Source organism: Streptomyces sp. NPDC007346 (assembly GCF_040703535.1).
In the GTDB taxonomy this organism is placed as follows: domain Bacteria; phylum Actinomycetota; class Actinomycetes; order Streptomycetales; family Streptomycetaceae; genus Streptomyces.
Genome location: NZ_JBEYKR010000064.1, coordinates 1 through 18413, shown reverse-complemented (window position 1 = coordinate 18413; position 18413 = coordinate 1). Strand labels below are relative to the sequence as shown.

The following is an 18413-nucleotide window of genomic DNA, read 5'->3' as shown; positions in this document are numbered from 1 at the left end:
CGCCCCGCCCGATCCACAGCCCCCCAGCCGGGGCCCGCGGGGCCTTCCTGCGACCCAAGGAGTGACTCCCTCCAGCAATGGACGGATCGTCCGGTAGTACCTGCGCCGCCCTTTCCCCGGAGGCGGCGGCCTCATGACCACCCCCCTGCTGCTCCTCGCGGCGGCCTTCCTCCTCATCCTCGCCAACGGATTCTTCGTGGCGGCCGAGTTCGGACTCGTCACCGTGGACCGGCCCGACGCCGAACGTGCGGCCGCCGAGGGCGACCGACGGGCCCGTACCGTCGTCGAAGCCCTGCGCGAACTCTCCTTCCAGCTCTCCGGCACCCAGCTCGGCATCACCATCACCTCGCTGGTCGTCGGCATGCTCGCCGAACCGGCCCTCGCCCAGCTGCTCGCCGGACCCCTCACCGCCACCGGACTGCCCCCGGGCGCGGTCCCGGGCATCGGCATCGTCATCGGGATGCTGCTCGCCTCCGCCGTCCAGATGGTCGTCGGCGAACTCGTCCCCAAGAACTGGGCGGTCTCCCGGCCGCTCCAGGTCGCCCGCTTCGTCGCCGGCCCGCAAGCCCGCTTCGCCACCCTGCTGCGCCCCGTCATCACCGCGCTGAACGCCCTGGCGAACCGCCTGGTGAGGCTCTTCGGCGTCGAGCCGACCGACGAGCTGGCCTCCGCCCGTACCCCGGGCGAGCTGGTCTCCCTGGCCCGCCACTCCGCCGAGGCCGGCACCCTGGAGCAGGACACCGCCGACCTCTTCGTACGGACCCTCTCGCTGGCCGGGCTCACCGCCCAGCACGTCATGACCCCCCGGGTGCGGGTGAGCGCCCTGCACACCTCCGCGACCGCCGAGGACGTCCTCAACCTCACCCGCGCCACCGGCCTCTCCCGCTTCCCGGTCTACCGGGACCGCATCGACGAGGTCGTGGGCACGGTCCACCTCAAGGACGCCCTCGCCGTCCCCGCCGCCGAGCGCCTGCGCACCCCGGCCGGCACGATCGCCCTCGCGCCGCTCCTGGTGCCCGAGACCCTGCCCGTGGAGCGGCTGCTGCGGCGGCTGCGCCACGAACAGCCGATAGCCGTCGTCGTCGACGAGTACGGCGGCACGGCCGGGGTGGTCACCCTGGAGGACATCATCGAGGAGCTCGTCGGCGAGGTCCGCGACGAGCACGACGCGGAGGGCTCCGACCGCCCCGAACTCGACCCCGCCACCGGCGAGGACGGCCGCCCGGTGTGGGACGCCGAGGGCAGCTGCCGGGTCCACACCCTGCGCCGGGCGGGCCTGGAGCTGCCGGAGGGGCCGTACGAGACCGTCGCCGGGCTCGTCGCCGACCTGCTCGGCCGCATCCCCGTCCCCGGTGACCTGGCCGAACTCCCCGGCTGGCGGATCACCGTCCGCCAGGTCGGCCACTACCGCGCCGAACGGGTCCGCTTCACCCGCACGGCCGACCCGCTGCCGACGACGGCCGCGCGGGGCCCGGCGGAGAGGGCCGTACGACACGGCCTGCCGCAGCCGTCCGCGCAGGGCGTGCCGGATACCTCCGCGCAGGGCGCGCCGGACGTTTCCGCGCAGGGCGTGCCGGACGTTTCCGCGCACGGCCTGCTGGAGGCCGTGCGATGAGCCTGCTCCACCTCCTGTTCGCCGCCTTCCTGGTGCTGGCGAACGGCTTCTTCGTCGGCGCCGAGTTCGCCCTCGTCTCCGTCCGCCGCAGCCAGATCGAACCGCTGGCCGCACAGGGCTCCGGCCGGGCCCGCACCGTCCTGTACGGGCTGGAGAACCTGCCCCGGATGATGGCCGCCGCCCAGTTCGGCATCACCGTCTGCTCCCTCACCCTCGGGGCCGTCGCCGAGCCGACCGTGGCCCGTCTCCTGGAGCCGGTCTTCCACGCGGTGAACCTCCCCCAGGGGCTCGTCCACCCGCTCGGCTTCGCCCTGGCGCTCGCCCTCGTCGTCGCCCTGCACCTGGTCATCGGGGAGATGGTCCCGAAGAACCTCGCGATGGCCGCCCCGGAGCGCACCGCGCTCTGGCTCAGCCCCGGCCTGGTCGGCTTCGCCCGGCTGTGCCGTCCGGTCACCACCGCGCTGGGCGCCTGCGCGGAGCTGGTGCTGCGGCTCTTCGGCGTCGAACCCAAGGACGAGGTGGAGGCCGTCTTCACCAGCGAGCAGCTCAACCGCCTGGTCGAGGACTCCGGCCAGGCCGGGCTGCTCGGCCCCGAGGCCCAGGAGCGGCTGGGGGACGCCCTCGTCCTGGGCAGCCGGCCCGTCACCGACGTCCTGCTGGAGCGGGGCGGCCTGGTGACCGTGGACCCGTCGGTGACCCCGCGCCGGATCGAGGAGCTGACGGTGAGGACCGGCTTCTCCCGCTTCCCCGTCTGCGCGGAGGGCGGCGGGGGCCCCTTCCTGGGCTACCTGCACGTCAAGGACGTCCTGGAGCTGGAGGACCCCGACCGTCCGGTCCCGCAGCAGATATGGCGCCCGATGACGACCGTACGGGCCGAACTCCCGCTCGACGACGCCCTGACGGTGATGCGCCGCGCCGCCACGCACCTGGCCCAGGTCGCGGACGGCTCGGGCCGGGTCCTGGGCCTGGTGGCGATGGAGGACGTCCTGGAGACGCTGGTGGGCGAGGTCCGCGACCCCTCCCACCGGGTGGTGCCGGTGTCCCTGCGCACGGCGGACGTACCGGCGCCGGAGGACCGGGCGGGGAAGACCCTGGTGTCCTGAGGCGTACGGGGCGTACGAGGCGTACGGAGCGGGCAGGGCGGCCCCGAGGCGTACGGGGCCGTACGGGCCGGAGCCGAGAGGGCGCGTGCTTGTACGGGGCCGGGCCTCCCGGGCCGCCCCGCCCCGTACGGGCCGGCCCCGAGCCCTCAGGCCCCGCCCGGCTCCTGCTTCCCCCGGCCCACCGGCCCGCGCCCGGAGAGCACCTCGCCGTACGCCTGCATCAGGTCCGGCAGCCGCAGCGTGGACAGGTCCTCCCGGCTGAGGGCCCCCGTGTACCCGGAGAGCCGCAGATCGCGGTAGGCGCAGCTCTTCTCGTACAGCGTGCGCAGGAACCGGCCGTTGCCCAGCTCGTCGATCCAGCCCTGCTCCACCACATGGCCGCTGATGGAGCGCAGCTCGTCGACCGCCTCCTCGTCCCACACGTCGTCGTTCTCGGCGGCCAGCACGCCGCCGATCGCGGTGAGTTCGAGCGGGCGGTAGCTGGGGAAGTCGACCCGGCTGGTGAAACGGGAGGAGAGCCCGGGGTTGGTGGCGAGCAGGCGGTCCATGCCCTCCGGGTAGCCCGCGAGGATGACGACGAGATGGTCCCGGTTGTCCTCGGCCCGCTTCAGAAGGACCTGGAGGGCCTCGTCGCCGTACGCGTCGCCCTTGCTGTAACCGGAGTTGGCCAGGCTGTACGCCTCGTCGACGAAGAGCACCCCGCCGAGCGCCGAGTCGATCAGCTCATTGGCCTTCACCGCCGTCTGCCCCAGGAACTCGCCCACCAGGTCGGCGCGTTGGGCCTCGATCAGATGGTCGCCGCCGAGCAGCCCCAGCGCGTAGAAGACCCGGCCGAGGATGCGCGCCACCGTCGTCTTGCCGGTGCCGGAGGGGCCGGAGAAGACGAAGTGGCGCTTCGGCGGCTGGACCGGGAGCCCCTGCTCGGCCCGTAACCGGGCCATGTTCAGCTGCGCGGAGAGCGCCTTCACCTGCCGCTTGACGGGTTCCAGGCCGACCATGCGCTCCAGCTGGGCCAGCGCCTCGGCCAGCAGCACCGGGTCGCTCGGCCCGGCCGGGAAGGGCGGCGGCTTCCGGGTCTTCGTGCGGCGTACGCCTTCGACGGGCGCGGTCGGCGAGGGCGCCGGGCCGTCCCCGTCGACGTCGGCGAGCAGTCCGGCGTCACCGACCGGCCAGGACTCACGGCCCTCCACCAGGTCCATGCCCGGCGACGCGTCGCCGTCCGGCAGCACCTCCGCTCCCGCACCACCCGAGCCGAAGCCGGTGAGCAGCACGGCGGCCAGGTCGGCGGAGTCGTCGTACCCGTCGCCCTCCACGAGCGCCGCCAGCCGGGCCGAGGTGTCCATGAACGCCGGGTCGACCCGGTGCACCGCCCGGTAGAGCGGCAGGGCCGCCGCACTGCGCCCGGTGCCCTCATGGGCCCGCGCCAGCCAGTAGCGGAGCTCCTTGCGCTGCGGCTGCTCGCTGCGACAGCGCATCAGGGCGGCCGAGAGCAGGGGCTCGGCCTGCCCGTACATCTCCAGCCGCACCCGGGCCATACCGCCGAAGAGCCCCGCCTCGATGCCCAGCATCGGATCGTCGACGAGCTGCTCCGTGTACCGCATGAGCTGCTCCCAGTCCTTGACCAGATACGAGCGGCACGCGTGCAGGAACCGCACCTGCGGGTCCGTGTCCACGGGCGGCAGCCCCGCCAACGCCCGGTCCAGCTCCGGCACATGGCGTCCGTCCAGCCAGTGCGAGGCGTGGGCGAGCAGCAGATCGCGCGGGCTCTCCAGCAGGGGCTGCACCCACCACCCCAGCCAGTACCAGGAGTTGAGCGGGCGGCGGTGGCGGACCCGCTGTTCGCCGAAGCGGTCGCGGTGCCGGTACATCCGCAGGAGCGCGGTGGCGGTGTCGATCCGCAGCGCGTGGAGGCCGAGCCAGCCGTCCGCCATGCCGGGATCGATCCGTACCGCAGCTCTGAACTCCTCCTCGGCCTGCGGGTAGGCGCCCATCGTGTAGGCGTCCATGCCACGCAGCCAGGCGAGGTCGGCGGGGGCCTGCGCGCCCTGTGTGCCGATGTCCATCAGGTCCCCCACGCCAACCGTTCCCCCAGGATGTCCCGCCCGCACAGCATGCCCACCTGAGCGTGCCGAATCACTGCGCGGGGGAAGGGAATTGACCACACCGAGGTGCATCGTACCCGCGCACGGGGGAGTGGGCCGGTCGACGGCGGACCGGGCGGGCGGTGACCGAAAGTGAGCTGATCGCTCTGCGTGGTCGCCGGGCGGCGGTGCGCGCACAGGACGAAGCCCCCGGTCACGGGGGAACAACCGGGGGCTTCGCGTCTGCGGGGGCTCCGAAAAGCCGCACAATGAGAACGTAAGACCAGTAAGGCCCCTCGGTCAAGCCGAGTTGGGGCACTTCCGGGGTGATTTCCGACTGCTCAGTACGGAGGGGGGTGCTGCCTACCGTCGGTGACGAAACGGTTCGCTCCCGCTGTCACGCCGGGCCCCTCCAGCCACGCGTACCCCTCGGGCAGCTGACGCACCAGCACATCCGCGTAGGGGCGCGACGGGTCCTCGGCGAAGTGCCGCTCCTCGGCGACGGTCCAGCCGTCCCAGAACTCCGTGAGCCCGGCGCCGTCGCGCGCCCTGCCGCGCCCCCAGGAGGCCGTTCGCTCCAGCTCCATCCAGCACAGCGCCGCCAGCCACGGGCGCACCTCCCGGCGGCCCGCGCCGACGCCCTCGACCAGCACCACCGGGGCCGGCTCCAGGGTCCGCGCCGGGCCGAAGCGCCGCTCGGTCCAGTCGTAGGGCGCGTACCGGGCCGCCTCACCGTGCGAGAGGGGTTCGAGCACCTGCTCCCGCAGCCGCCCCACCCAGCCGAACAGCTCCTCGTGGGTGGCGAGATCGTCCAGCTGGAGCACCGGCGCACCGCCGAGCGCGGCCGCCAGGCGGGCGGCGAACGTGCTCTTGCCCGACCCCGCGTGCCCGTCCACCGCGACCAGCCGGACCGGCCCGCAGGACGGGGGGAGCGAGCGCAGGGCGTCGGCGCGGCGGACCAGGTCGTTCATGGCCCCAGAGTACGGGCCCGGGTGCGGGCCGGGGTGCGGGCCCGCGGCCGGCCGCCCCGGCCCGCCGCAGGTCACGCCAGTGGTCCAGACCCATATTGGTGGCGCGGCGCGGGCCGAAGCACTGGCCCGACCCCGCCGGGAGACGGGATAGTTGGCCCACCGATCGGCATCCGCAGCCCCACTCCCACCCATGACCGGGGGTCTCGCCCATGACCAGTCCGACCTCACGCAGGACCGTCCTGACCGCCGCGCTCGCGGCGGCGGCAGGGGCGGGCACCGCCGCGGCGTCCGCCGGCCCCGCGGGGGCCGCACCCGCGGCAGCGCCCCCTGCCCGGCCCTCCGCACCCCAGGCGGCAGCACCTCTCGTGGACAACCGCTTCTGGCACACGTACACCGACTGGCGCTGGGGTTCCGGCGACGGCACCCGGGTCCTCGCCGGCACCCGCCCCGGCCTGGCCATCGCCACCCCGGCCGGCCGTATCGACCACACCGACCCGCACACCGGGGAGAGCGCCCCCTGGGAGTACGCCACCTGGACCTCGCCCGCCCACCGCTCCGCCGTCCCCGCCACCGAACTGATCACCTCCTGGAACGCCCGTACGCCCGCGGGGACCTGGATCGCGATCGAGCTGAGCGCGGCCTACGCGGACGGCACGGCCACGCCCTGGTTCGTGATGGGCCACTGGGCCTCGGGCGACGGCGACATCCGGCGCACCTCGGTGGACGGGCAGGGGGACCCGCACAGCTCCGTGTGGACCGACACGCTCGCGGTGGACGACGCGGCGAGCGGCGTACGGTTCGTCTCGTACCGCCTGCGGCTCACCCTGTACCGCACCCCGGGCAGCCGGCTCACCCCGACCGTGTGGCGCGTCGGCGCGATGGCCTCCGACGTGCCCGACCGCTTCACCGTCCCGGCGACCACCCCGGCCCACGCCCGCGAACTGCGGGTCCCGCGCTACTCGCAGAACGTCCACATCGGCCAGTACCCCGAGTACGACAACGGCGGCGAGGCGTGGTGCAGCCCCACCTCCTCGCAGATGATCGTCGAATACTGGGGCCGCCGCCCCACCGCCGAGGACCTCGCCTGGGTCAGGCCGGGCCTGCCCGACCCCCAGGTCTGCCACGCGGCCCGCCACACCTACGACCACCAGTACGGCGGCTGCGGCAACTGGCCGTTCAATGCCGCCTACGCCGCCACCTACCGGGACCTGAACGCGGTCGTCACCCGCCTCGGCTCACTCACCGACCTGGAGCGGCTCGTCCACGCCGGAATCCCCGTCATCACCTCGCAGTCCTTCCTGGAGGAGGAGCTGACGGGGGCGGGTTACGGGACGGCGGGCCACCTGATGACGGTGGTCGGCTTCACCCCCGGGGGCGACGTGATCGCCAACGACCCCGCGTCTCCGGACAACGAGGCGGTACGCCGCGTCTACCGGCGGCGCGAATGGGAGAACATCTGGCTGCGCACCAAGCGCTACGACGCGAACGGGCAGGTCAGGGGCGGTACGGGCGGGGTCTGCTACGTGTTCTGGCCCTCGGGCCCGACGCCGGGGCAGCGGCGCGTCCTGCGGTCGCTGGGCCTGCTGTGAGCCCGGCCGGTCAACGCGCCGCGGAGGCAGGTGAGTTGGCGAGGCGGTGCGATACGTTGAAGGCGTGACCGACATCGAATCGCGCATCGACACGTCCCGGCCGCACACCGCCCGGATATGGAACTACTGGACCGGCGGCAAGGACAACTACCCGGTCGACCGGGCGGCCGGCGACCGGATCGGTGAGCTGCACCCCGGCATCGGGGAGTACGCGAAGGCGGACCGCCTGTTCCTGGGGCGGGCGGTCCGGCACCTGGCCGAGCGGGAGGGCATCCGGCAGTTCCTGGACATCGGGACGGGGCTGCCGAGCGCCGACAACACGCACGAGGTCGCCCAGCGCATCGCCCCCGGCACGCGGGTCGTGTACGTGGACAACGACCCGCTCGTCCTGGCGCACGCCCAGGCGCTGCTGGTCGGGACGCCCGAGGGCCGCATCGACTACCTGGACGCCGATCTGCGGGACGTCGACGGCATCCTGGCCGCCGCGGCGAAGACGCTCGACCTCGCGCAGCCGGTCGCGCTGATGCTGCTCGGGGTCGTCATCTTCGTCGAGGACGACGAGGAGTCGTACGGGATCGTCCGCCGGCTCATGGACGCGCTCGCCCCCGGCAGCCACCTCGTCCTGTCCCACACGGTCACCCACCCCGGCATGCCGGACGTCGACGCGGCGGTGGCGTTCTGGAACGAGCACGGCACTCCCAAGCTCACGCAGCGCACCCCGGCCGCCGTCGCCCGCTACTTCGAGGGCCTGGAGCTGCTGGAGCCCGGGGTGGTGTCGTGCTCCGCGTGGCGGCCGGAGCACGTGGCGCCGGACGTCGCGATGTACGCGGGGGTCGGCCGTAAGTGAGGCCCGGTGAGGCGCTCGACTAGTCCGAGGCCAGTGGGTCGCGGTGGTCCGCCTCGTCCTGTCGCCAGTAGCCCTTCGCGTAGGCGTGGTGGCGGTCCAGGCCGAGGGCTTCTGTGAAGTGGCGGCGGATGGCCCTGACGGCGCCGGACTCGCCGGCCGCCCACGCGGCGACGCGTGCGTGCGGGACGGCGGCTTCGAGGACGGCGTCGCGCAGCGCCTCGCCCTTCGGACGGCCGGCGGCCCGGTGGACCCACACGAGGTCCAGGCCCGCCGGACGGCTCACCTCGATCTCGGCCTCGGGGCCCTCGACCTCCAGGTAGAGCGCGCCGCGCTGACCGGGCGGCAGGCTCTCGGCGATGGTCAGGACCGCGGGCTGGGCGCTCTCGTCGCCCGCCAGCAGGTAGTAGTCGGTGTCGGGGAGAGGCCGGAAGGACCCCTTGGGACCGCCGAAGGAGACCTCCTGGCCGGGGTGGGCCGCTTCGGCCCAGCGTGCCGCCGGACCGTTGCCGTGCAGCACCACGTCGATGTCGAGCCGCGATGTGGCGGGAGAGTGGTGGCGCACGGTGTAGGCGCGGCCCGCCGGCCGGCCGTCGAGGGGGTCGGTCACGAACAGCTTCACCCACTGCGTCGGTTCGTCGCAGTGGAAGTCGGACACGCCGGGTCCGGACAGGGTGATGCGGGCCATGCGGGGGGCGATCAGGGAGACCGCCTCCACCGTGGCGGTGCGACGGGTGCGACGGGTGCGGAACATGGGAGCGGCCCTTCAGGTGGAGGGGGTCGCCTGCGCGTCGCTGTGCCGGCAGGCGAGGACGGTGGCGGTCAGCCGTTCGGCGAACCACGGGTCCAGCGGCCGTCCTGTGGTGAAGGCCCGGTGGAAGGCGGGACCGATGAGGACGTCGAGGAGCTGGTCGGCCTCCTCCCGGGGCACCGCGCCGCCGGGAGGGAGGGCGAGAGCCTGCCGGACGCGCGCGCGGTCGTACTGCCGCTGGCGGCTCAGCACCTGGTCGCGCAGGACCGTGGCGGTCGCCGCGTCGTGCAGGGCGTGACCGATGAGCACGAACAGTACGTGGCCGGTGGGGGACTGGGTGAAGACCCGGCTCCAGTGGGTCACATGCTGCTCCAGGGCGGCCTGTGCGGAGTGCGGTGGCTCGGGCCAGGACTCCCGGTCGTGCAGATCCTCCTCCAGGACGTCGAGGAGGATGGCCACCTTCGACCGCCACCACCGGTAGATGGTCTGTTTGGCGACTCCCGCCCGCTCGGCGATCGCGCTCACCGTCATCGCGTGGAAGCCGACATCCACCAGCAGATCGTCGGCCGCTCGCAGGACCGCGACGCGAGCGGCCTCGCTGCGCCGCGGGCCGCTCCTGGTCCGCACCGGGTGCGCGTCGGCCGGTCGCCGGGTGTCGTGTGGGGCGTCGATGGCGTGCCCTCCTCGTCGCGTCGTGGGGCCTGTCCCGGGTGGCCGGCGACGACCGGTCCGGAGATCGACGGGTCGAGACTAGACGCAACGGTGCGTATGGTCAAAGCCTGAGGGCCGGTCGCCGGGCCGGGCCGGTTGCCGGGGTGGGGCCCCGTTTCCCCCCGGATCGGGCGAGGTCCTGGGGGAAACGGGAGTCGACGGGCCGCACGCGACACCCTCAGCGGCGTACGGCCACTTCCTCGCGCTGGGCGCCGCCGGCCTCCGCGCGGCCGAACAGCAGCCGCGTACGCATCCGGTACAACGCCTCGCCCCGCTGGTTGTCCGCCTCGACGACGAACCGGACCGTGCCCGTGTCCGGGCGCCGGGGATGGGGCGCGGCCTCCTCCACGGTGGCCCGTCCGCGCACGTCGTCGCCGGGGCGCACCGGGCGCAGGAACCGGACCTCGTCCATGCCGTAGGAGCCCTGGCAGGCGGAGCCGGCGAGCAGGGCGCGGACGAACTGCCCCATGACCACCGCGCCGGTGTGCCAGCCGCTGGCCACCAAGCCGCCGAAGGGGGAGCGGGCTGCCGCCTCGGGATCCAGGTGGAAGGGCATCGGGTCCCACACCCGCGCGTAGCCGATGATGTCCTCGCTCGTGAGCCGGGTGGTCCCCAGCTCGTAGGTGCTGCCGACGCGGAAGTGCTCGAAGTGCCGCACGGTGGGTGCTCCTTCGTCTCGGGGGTCTCGCGGGGGCCGGGGCCCGGCACTCAGCCGGGGGACGCCGCGTGGGCCGCGTACACCGGCGCGCCCACCGGGCGGATCAGGGCGGGCTCCGGGCGGGGGCGGCCCAGGCGGCGCCTCTCGGCGCTGAACCACTCGGCGACCCGGAAGGCCAGGTCCATCGACTGCCCGCGGTTCAGGCGGGGGTCGCACGCCGTCTCGTACCGCAGAGGCAGATCGTCGGAGAGGACCTCGTCGCTCCCGCCCACGCACTCGGTGACGTCCTCCCCGGTGAGCTCCACGTGCACCCCGCCGGGGTGCGTGCCCAGCGCCCGGTGGACCTCGAAGAAGCCCGTGATCTCGTCCAGGACGTCCTCGAAGCGCCGGCTCTTGTGGCCGCTCGGCGCGGTGAAGGTGTTGCCGTGCATCGGGTCGCACGCCCACACCACCCGGGCGCCCTCCGCGCGCACCGCCTCCACCAGGGCGGGCAGCCGGTCGCGCACCAGGCCCCGCCCCATCCGCGCGATCAACGTGAGCCGGCCCGGGGTGCGCAGCGGATCCAGCCGGTCCACCAGGGCCCGTACGTCGTCGACGGCGGCGTCGGGACCCAGCTTGACGCCGAGCGGGTTGCTGACCCCGGCGGCGAACGCGACGTGCGCGCCGTCCAGCCGGCGGGTGCGCTCGCCGATCCAGAGCAGGTGCCCGCTCAGGGCGTACCGCCGGCCCGTGTCCGGGTCCGTTCGCACCAGGGCGGACTCGTAGTCGAGGAGCAGCGCCTCGTGGCTGGCGAACACCTCCGTGGTGCGCAGCGCCGAGGTGCTCATACCGCAGGCCCGGATGAACGACAGCGCCGCGTCGATCTCGTCCGCCAGCCGCTCGTAGCGGTGTCCCGCCGCGGACAGCGCCACGAAGTCACGGTTCCACTCGTGCACCCGGCGCAGATCCGCGTGCCCGCCGGCGGTGAGGGCGCGCAGCAGGTTGAGCGTCGCTGCGGACGCCTGGTAGACGCGCTCCAGCCGGGCCGGGTCGGGGGTGCGGGCCTCGGCGGTGAACTCCAGCCCGTTGACGGCATCGCCCCGGTACGAGGGCAGCGTCACGCCGCCCCGGGTCTCGGTGGGCTGTGAGCGGGGCTTGGCGTACTGGCCGGCGATACGGCCGACCTTGACCACCGGGACGCCGGCCGCGTACGTCAGCACGGCGGCCATCTGGAGGAGGACCTCCAGCTTGTTGCGGACCGACTCCGCGCCCACCCCGTCCAGGGTCTCCGCGCAGTCGCCGCCCTGGAGCAGGAAGCCCCGCCCCAGGGCTACTTCGCCGAGCCGGTCGAGCAGGGTGTCGCACTCCTGGCCGAACACCAGCGGCGGTGCGGCGGACAGGGCCGACAAGGTGGTCCGCAGCGCCGTGGGATCGGGCCAGTCGGGCTGCTGCGCCACGGGCAGCGCCCGCCACGCTTCGACAGAGGGATCGGCAAGTGAGTTCTCGTCCATCTCCAGGGATTCCACGCTGAAAACCTCAACGCCTTCTGTTTTCGAGGGCAGGGCACGGGGTTGCGGTGCGCGCAGCCTGTCACGCGCCGGCCGGGCCCCGGCAGTGGGACGTTGTGGCTAGAAGGGCGGATCTACTACCCGGGTACTAGCGCCAGCGGCCGACTGTCGGGGCCGGCCGCACTCCTGGACCATTTCGGCAGGCGCCCTCGTCGTCGGCACCCGACGGCGGGCGCGGTTCGCCGCATGTCTCCACGCCACCGGCTCGAAAGGTGATCCCGCATGAGCAGCACCGTCAACCCGTCCGGGTCCGTGTCCCGCCCGCAGACCGGGGACGAGTACCTGGAGAGCCTCCGGGACGGCCGGGAAGTCAGGATCTACGGCGAGAAGGTGCAGGACGTCACGGCCCACCCGGCCTTCCGCAACAACTCCCGCATGGTGGCCCGGCTCTTCGACGCGCTCCACGACCCCGAGCGCAACAGCAAGCTGGTCGTCCCCACCGACACCGGCAACGGCGGTTTCACCCACCCGTACTTCAAGGCCCCGTACACCTCCGGCGACCTGCGGACCGCCGCGCGGGCCATGGAGGAGTGGGCGCGCATGACGTACGGCTGGCTGGGCCGCACCCCCGACTTCAAGGCCGCCTTCCTGTCCACCCTGGGCTCGAACAAGGAGCACTACGCGCCGTTCGAGGACAACGCGTCCGCGTGGTACCGCAAGGCACAGGAGAACGTGCTCTTCATCGGCCACGGCATCGTCAACCCGCCGATCGACCGCAACCGGGGGCTGACCGAGCTCAAGGACGTGATGCTGACGGTGGACCGGGAGACCGACGCCGGCCTCGTGGTCTCCGGCGCCAAGGTCGTCGGCACCGGCGCCGCGCTCACCCAGCACATCTTCATCGGCAGCTACGGGGTCATACCGAAGGGCGCGAAGGAGTTCTCCGCGTACTTCATCGTGCCGACCGACAGCCCCGGCCTGAAGATCATCTCCCGGCCGTCGTACGAGTTCGCCTCGGCCACCGTCAGCAGCCCCTTCGACCAGCCGCTCAGCAGCCGCCTGGACGAGAACGACGGCATTCTCGTCTTCGACCAGGTGCTGATCCCCTGGGAGAACGTCTTCTGCTACGACGTGGACAAGGCGAACGACTTCTTCTACGGGTCAGGCTTCTTCTACCGGGCCATGTTCCACGCCTGCGTCCGCTTCGCCGTGAAGATGGACTTCCTGACCGGCCTGCTCGCCAAGTGCCTGGAGACCACGGGCACCTCGGAGTTCCGCGGGGTGCAGAGCCGGCTCGGCGAGGTCCTCGCCTACCGCAACATGTTCTGGGCCCTGGTCGACTCCATGGCCGAGAACCCCACCAAGTGGCCCGACGGCACCGTCACCCCCAACGGCGAGACCGCGCTGGCCTTCCGCGTCCTGTCCTCGTCGATCTTCCCCAAGGTGCGTGAGATCTTCCTGCGGGATCTCGGCAGCGCGCTGATCTACAACAACTCCCACGCCCTCGACTGGTCCAACCCCGAGGTCCGGCCCTACCTGGACAAGTACGTCCGCGGCCTGGGCGTGGAGGCCATCGACCGGGTGAAGCTGATGAAGCTGGCGTGGGACGCGGTCGGCACCGAGTTCGGGGCCCGCTGGGAGCTGTACGAGATGAACTACGCGGGCAACCACGAGCAGATCCGGTTCGAGGCGCTGCACGCCCAGCAGGTCTCCGGGAAGTTCGAGGACTACAAGCAGCTCGTCGACCGGTGCCTGTCGGAGTACGACGAGCACGGCTGGAAGGTCCCCGACCTCGTCGACCCCAAGGACACCACCGTCATCGGCGCCGGCGCACCGGACACCGGCACGACCGCCCCCCGCCGGGCCGCACGGTGAGCAGCCACACCCCCGCTCCGGGCGGATCCACCGCCCCGCCCGGGGCCCCCGTCCTGCCGGACCAGGCCCAACTCAGGCACGTACTCGGCCAGTTCGTGACCGGGGTGTGCGCGGTGTCGACCCGCTTCGACACCCGCTCCGGTGTACGCCACGACGCCATCGCGGTGAACTCGTTCACCTCGGTCTCCCTCGACCCGCCGCTCGTGTCGATGTACCTGCGCGACGACTCCACCTTCCTGCGGCGGGTCCGCACGTCCGGCCAGTGGGCCGTGTCGTTCCTCGGCAACCGGGCGCGCTCCCTGGTCGGCGTCCTCACCGCGCCCGCGGCCCGGCGCCCTCCGGTGGAGCAGGCCGCCGACTGGGCCGTCGGCCCGCACACCGGCTGTCTGGTCCTGCCGGACGGCCCCGGAACGCTCGAATGCGCTCTGCACCTCACGCAGACACTCGGCGACCATGTCCTCGTGGTCGGACGGGTGCTGGGCGCGGTGGGCCGCGACCACGAACCCCTGGTCTTCCACCGCGGCGCCTTCACCGAAGTCGCACCGGCGCCGTGACCACTCTCCACCGGCCTTCGGCAGCGAACAGGAAAGGAGACCCCATGGCGAGGAAACGCCCGTACGTGGCGGTGGTGGGCGGCGGCATCGGCGGCCTGGCCGTCGCGCTCGGACTGCGCAGGCAGGGCGTCGAGGCGGTCGTCCACGAGCAGGCGCACGCACTGTCCCACCAGGGGGCGGGGATCGCGATCGGCGCGAACGGACACCGGGCCCTGCGGGAACTGGGCGTCGCTGAGCGGCTGACCGCCTCTGCCGCCCGGCCCTCGCGCGCCGACTTCCGGCACTGGCGCACCGGCCGGTCCATGGTGTCGCACCGCCTGACCGGCCTGTACGAGGAACGCTTCGGCGCCCCCTTCTGGACCGTGGAACGCGCGGCCGTCCAGCAGGCTCTGCTCGCCGAACTGGGCCCGCGCCACGTGCGCCTGGGCGCGCGCTGCACCGGGGTGGACAGGACGGCCGACGGCGCCGTGATCCGCTTCGAGGACGGCGGCGAGGCGGAGGCCGACGCGGTCGTCGGGGCGGACGGTATCCACTCCGCGGTGCGCCACAGCCTCTTCGGCCCGCAGGAGGCCGTGTTCTCCGGCACCAGCGGATACCGCGCCCTGGTCCCGATGGACCGGCTGCGGCACGTTCCCGAACTCGCCGAACCGGTGCTGTGGCTGTGGCTCGGACCGGGCCGGCACTTCATCGCCTACCCGGTGGCCGACGGCAGCGCGCTGAACTTCCTGGCCGTCGTGCCCGACCGCACGTGGACGGTGGAGTCCTGGTCCACGGAGGGCGACGCCGCCGAGCTGCGGGCCGCCTTCGACGGCTGGCACCCGTTCGTCACGGAGGTCCTCGGCGCCTGCGAACGTCCGGGCCGCTGGGCGCTGTACGACCGGGAGCCGCAGCGCGTGTGGAGTTCCGGCGCGGTGACGCTGCTGGGAGATGCCGCGCACGCGATGCTGCCGCACCACGGACAGGGCGCCAACCAGGCCCTGGAGGACGCGGTGGTCCTCGCCCACTTCCTGGCACGGACGGACACCGGCGGTGTGCCGTCGGCCCTGCGCGCCTACGAGCGTCTGCGTCGGCCGCGCACCCGGCTGCTCCAGGCGGGCTCCCGCAAGAACGCCGGCTGCTTCCAGCTCCCCGACGGGCCGCAGGCCGAAGCCCGCAACGCAAGGCTGGCCACCCTGCCCGACGACGTCGCCTGGATCCACGGGCACGACATCCTCGGCTCCCTGCCTGTGGCCACGTCACCGGCCTGAACCGCGGGCGGGGGCCGCCGGCCCCGACGACCATCGACGAACGGTGAGGAACACCATGGCAAGGACCTACTCCTTCGAAGGCAACGTACCCGTCGTGCATCCCACGGCGTTCGTGCACCCCGACGCCGTGCTGATCGGGTCGGTCGACATCGGTCCGGGGTGCTATGTCGGTCCCCTCGCGAGCCTGCGGGGCGACTTCGGGCACATCGAACTCCGGGCGGGCTCCAACGTCCAGGACGGCTGCGTCCTGCACTGCTTCCCGGGGGCCGACACGGTCGTGGAGGAGGACGGACACGTCGGCCACGGCAGCGTGCTGCACGGCTGCCGGGTGGGCCGGGACAGTCTCATCGGCATGAAGTCCGTCCTCATGGACGGTGTCGTGGTGGGAACGCGGGCGTTCGTCGGGGCCGGCAGCTTCGTCAAGTCCCGCTTCCAGGTACCGGAGCGGCACCTGGTGGCGGGCAGCCCGGCCAAGGTGGTGCGTGAACTCACCGCCGACGAGATCGCCTGGAAGGGCAACGGAACCGCCCAGTACCAGAAGCTGGCCCAGCGCTGCCTCACCGGTCTGCACGCGGCGGAGGCCGCCACCGAGCGCACCGCCCCGGCGGCCCCCGCCGAACCCGGCGAGCACGAACACGTCACCCTCCACGCCTACCGGTCCCGCTGACGAAGCACCCGAGGCACCTTGTCGCGGCCGGACCGCGCACCGGACAAGACCGTCAGGACGGGCCCCGCGACGGCGCCGGGCACGCGCGAACACCAGGACCATTCACCGGACTTCGCGTTCACGGACTTCATGTTCACGGACGTCACGTTCACGGACTTCACGCTCAAGGCCCTTCCGCGGCTCCCCATGGCCGCGACCCTTCCCCACCCCCTCCAGGAGGCATGTTCATGAACAGCTCAGCCACCTCCCGACTCGTCGTCGGCGACCGGTTCCGCGACTTCGCCGAGGCCGTCGGCGCCGAGACGTTCTCGCGGCTCGCCCGCTCGCTCGACGCGGGCGACCTGGACACCGTCGAGGGACCGCTGCGCGTGGTCACCGGCCAGGGCGTCGGCGAGTTCGAGATCTCCTACCTCGAGGACGCCGTCCGCCGGCGGCAGCTGGACGACCGGATCGAGCTGGTCCACTCGGCCGGGCAGCCCGCCCGTCGCCAGGAACTGCACAAGGCCCGCGAGGACAACGTGCTGATCGCCGGGCTCACACAGGTCGACGACACCGCCTACGAGGCCGCCCTGAGGCTGCACGACCACAACGAACTGCTCCTCGACGTCCAGGACCGGGTGCACGTGCAGGGCATGGTGGCCGTCGAGGCGGCCCGTCAGATGTTCGTCGCGGTGGTGGAGCGCTACTTCACGGCCCGCTGGCCGCAGCAGCGCTACTACATCGTCCTCAACTCCATGAACACCACGTTCTCCAACTTCCTCTTCCCCGTGGGCGCCACGGTGCGGCTGACGGTGGACGAGTCGGAGGTGTCGGAGCCCAGCCGGCTCACGTTCCGTACGACGGTGGAGGTGGAGCAAGCCGGACGGCCCGCCGCTGCCGTCACCATCGACGCGGCCGCCTTCGCCCCCGGGCTGCTGGAGGAGAAGGAGCTGCGCCGGGCCAAGAGCGCGGTGGCGAGCACGATGGACGCCGCACTGGCCACCGCGTGACATGAGGACGCCGACACCGGACACCCGGACGCGCCCCGCACCGGGACGACTCCCGTACCCGGAGCGGCGGTTCGCCTACCTGGGCCCGGAAGGAACCTTCACCGAGCTGGCCCTGCGGTCCCTCCCGGAGGCCACGGGCGCCCGGCTGTCACCGGCTGCCACGGCCACCGAGGCCCTGACGCTGGTGTGCCGGGGCGCCGCGGACGCCGCCATGCTGCCCGTCCACAACACGGTGGCCGGGGTGGTCGCGGACACGGTGCGCGCGCTCGCCGAGTCACCCGCGCTGACCGTCCTCAGGGAAGTCGTGCTCCCCGTGGAATTCGCCCTCCTGGTCCGCCCCGGCACACGACGCGCGCGGATCCGCACGGTGAGCGGCCATCCGCACGCGGGGGCGCAGGTCGGCGGATGGCTCGACAGCCGGGCGCCGCAGGCGCGTTGGACACCGGCGGCGTCCAACGCCGAGGCCGCGCGCAGGGTACGGGACCGGGAGTGCGACGCCGCGGTCGCCGGGGAGTTCACCGCCGCGCACTACGGCCTTCAGGTCCTGGACGCCGGGATACAGGACACCGCCGGTGCGGTCACCCGGTTCCTGCTGTGCGCGCGTCCCGGCAGGTGGAGCGGCCCGCGTCCCGCCGCCGACCGCACCTCGCTGGTCGGGCGTCTCGCGGCCCGGCCCGAGGAGGCCGGCGGACTGCTCGACGGCCTGCGGAGCCACCCCTTCCTGCGGTCGGTGTCCCTGCGGACCGTGTCCGACGGCCGCAGCGGCTCGGTCCTGTTCGCCGACTGCCCGGGAGGCGCCGGACAGGCCGCGACAGCGCGCGCGGTCGGCCTGCTGCGCCTGCGGCTGCCCGGACTGAGAGTCCTGGGGCCGTACCCCTCGGCGACCCATGTCCCGTCGTACGAACGGAGCGAGACCATGCACACCGAGACCACCGCCGAAGCCGGCCTCTCAGCGGAGACCGGGTCCCGGGACATCGCCCGGCTGCGCGACCGGATCGACTCCCTGGACCACCTGCTCATCGGCACGCTCAGGGAGCGGCTGGAGGCGTCCCGCGAGATCCAGCGGATCCGTACCCGAAGCGGCGGCTCCCAGGTCGACCCCGGGCGCGAGGCCGCCGTCCGGGGCCGGTACGCCGAGGAGCTGGGGGAGGGTGGAACGGGCGTCGCCGAGGCGCTAACCCAAGGCTCGATTCGTTACGCTGGCATTAACCATCCGAACATTGATTACTGTGTGCCCGCCCATCCATCATGCGCGGGCTATTCCACTCACA

16 protein-coding genes are annotated in these 18413 nt (G+C 73.1%); 10 read left to right on the top strand and 6 right to left on the bottom strand.

The features are described from left to right. Positions 1 to 133 precede the first annotated feature (133 nt). Together AB0917_RS18360 and AB0917_RS18355 are read left to right on the top strand one after the other, a co-directional pair. Entirely contained in the window at positions 134 to 1615 is a 1482-nt protein-coding gene (locus AB0917_RS18360) for a hemolysin family protein (RefSeq protein WP_366820603.1), read from the top strand. Continuing rightward, a complete protein-coding gene (locus tag AB0917_RS18355; protein ID WP_366820602.1) occupies positions 1612 to 2718 on the top strand; it encodes a hemolysin family protein in 1107 nt (368 codons plus the stop codon). The genes AB0917_RS18360 and AB0917_RS18355 overlap by 4 nt, the downstream gene beginning before the upstream one ends. A 146-nt stretch (positions 2719 to 2864) precedes the next feature. Here the strand turns inward: AB0917_RS18355 and AB0917_RS18350 are convergent, their stop codons facing one another. Together AB0917_RS18350 and AB0917_RS18345 are read right to left on the bottom strand one after the other, a co-directional pair. After that, a complete protein-coding gene (locus AB0917_RS18350) occupies positions 2865 to 4781 on the bottom strand; it encodes an AAA family ATPase (protein WP_366820601.1) in 1917 nt (638 codons plus the stop codon). A 359-nt stretch (positions 4782 to 5140) separates the two neighbouring features. Continuing rightward, entirely contained in the window at positions 5141 to 5770 is a 630-nt protein-coding gene (locus AB0917_RS18345; RefSeq protein WP_366820600.1) for a hypothetical protein, read from the bottom strand. A gap of 209 nt (positions 5771 to 5979) precedes the next feature. Here AB0917_RS18345 and AB0917_RS18340 point away from each other — a divergent pair, with 209 nt between their 5' ends. Then, entirely contained in the window at positions 5980 to 7359 is a 1380-nt protein-coding gene (locus AB0917_RS18340; RefSeq protein ID WP_366820599.1) for a peptidase C39 family protein, read from the top strand. Positions 7360 to 7423: 64 nt separating this feature from the next. Continuing rightward, a complete protein-coding gene (locus AB0917_RS18335) occupies positions 7424 to 8206 on the top strand; it encodes an SAM-dependent methyltransferase (RefSeq protein WP_366820598.1) in 783 nt (260 codons plus the stop codon). Positions 8207 to 8225: 19 nt separating this feature from the next. Here the strand turns inward: AB0917_RS18335 and AB0917_RS18330 are convergent, their stop codons facing one another. From AB0917_RS18330 to AB0917_RS18315, 4 genes are all read right to left on the bottom strand, one after another. Then, complete coding sequence (locus tag AB0917_RS18330) at positions 8226 to 8957, bottom strand: siderophore-interacting protein (RefSeq protein WP_366820597.1); 732 nt, start codon at positions 8955 to 8957, stop codon at positions 8226 to 8228. A gap of 12 nt (positions 8958 to 8969) precedes the next feature. Next, positions 8970 to 9581, bottom strand: coding sequence for a TetR/AcrR family transcriptional regulator (locus AB0917_RS18325; protein WP_366820596.1), 612 nt, complete (start codon positions 9579 to 9581; stop codon positions 8970 to 8972). Between the two features lie 262 nt (positions 9582 to 9843). Beyond that, positions 9844 to 10323 (bottom strand): MaoC family dehydratase, encoded by a 480-nt coding sequence (locus AB0917_RS18320; protein WP_366820595.1) that lies wholly within the window; start codon positions 10321 to 10323, stop codon positions 9844 to 9846. 50 nt (positions 10324 to 10373) lie between these two features. Then, complete coding sequence (locus tag AB0917_RS18315) at positions 10374 to 11813, bottom strand: class II 3-deoxy-7-phosphoheptulonate synthase (RefSeq protein ID WP_366820622.1); 1440 nt, start codon at positions 11811 to 11813, stop codon at positions 10374 to 10376. 279 nt (positions 11814 to 12092) lie between these two features. On the opposite strand from AB0917_RS18315, the gene AB0917_RS18310 reads away from it, so the two are divergent. The 6 genes from AB0917_RS18310 to AB0917_RS18285 form a co-directional block, all read left to right on the top strand. Beyond that, positions 12093 to 13685, top strand: a complete 1593-nt coding sequence (locus AB0917_RS18310; RefSeq protein WP_366820594.1) for a 4-hydroxyphenylacetate 3-hydroxylase N-terminal domain-containing protein — start codon at positions 12093 to 12095, stop codon at positions 13683 to 13685. Beyond that, positions 13682 to 14239: a flavin reductase family protein gene (locus tag AB0917_RS18305; protein ID WP_366820593.1), complete on the top strand. Its 558-nt coding sequence runs from the start codon at positions 13682 to 13684 to the stop codon at positions 14237 to 14239. The genes AB0917_RS18310 and AB0917_RS18305 overlap by 4 nt, the downstream gene beginning before the upstream one ends. Before the next feature lie 44 nt (positions 14240 to 14283). Further along, positions 14284 to 15486: an FAD-dependent monooxygenase gene (locus AB0917_RS18300; protein WP_366820592.1), complete on the top strand. Its 1203-nt coding sequence runs from the start codon at positions 14284 to 14286 to the stop codon at positions 15484 to 15486. 55 nt (positions 15487 to 15541) lie between these two features. Further along, entirely contained in the window at positions 15542 to 16153 is a 612-nt protein-coding gene (locus tag AB0917_RS18295) for a transferase hexapeptide repeat family protein (protein WP_366820591.1), read from the top strand. 227 nt (positions 16154 to 16380) lie between these two features. Next, entirely contained in the window at positions 16381 to 17142 is a 762-nt protein-coding gene (locus AB0917_RS18290) for an AfsA-related hotdog domain-containing protein (protein ID WP_366820590.1), read from the top strand. Position 17143: 1 nt separating this feature from the next. Next, the coding region (locus AB0917_RS18285; protein ID WP_366820589.1) for a prephenate dehydratase domain-containing protein at positions 17144 to 18413 on the top strand (1270 nt) is incomplete at its 3' end.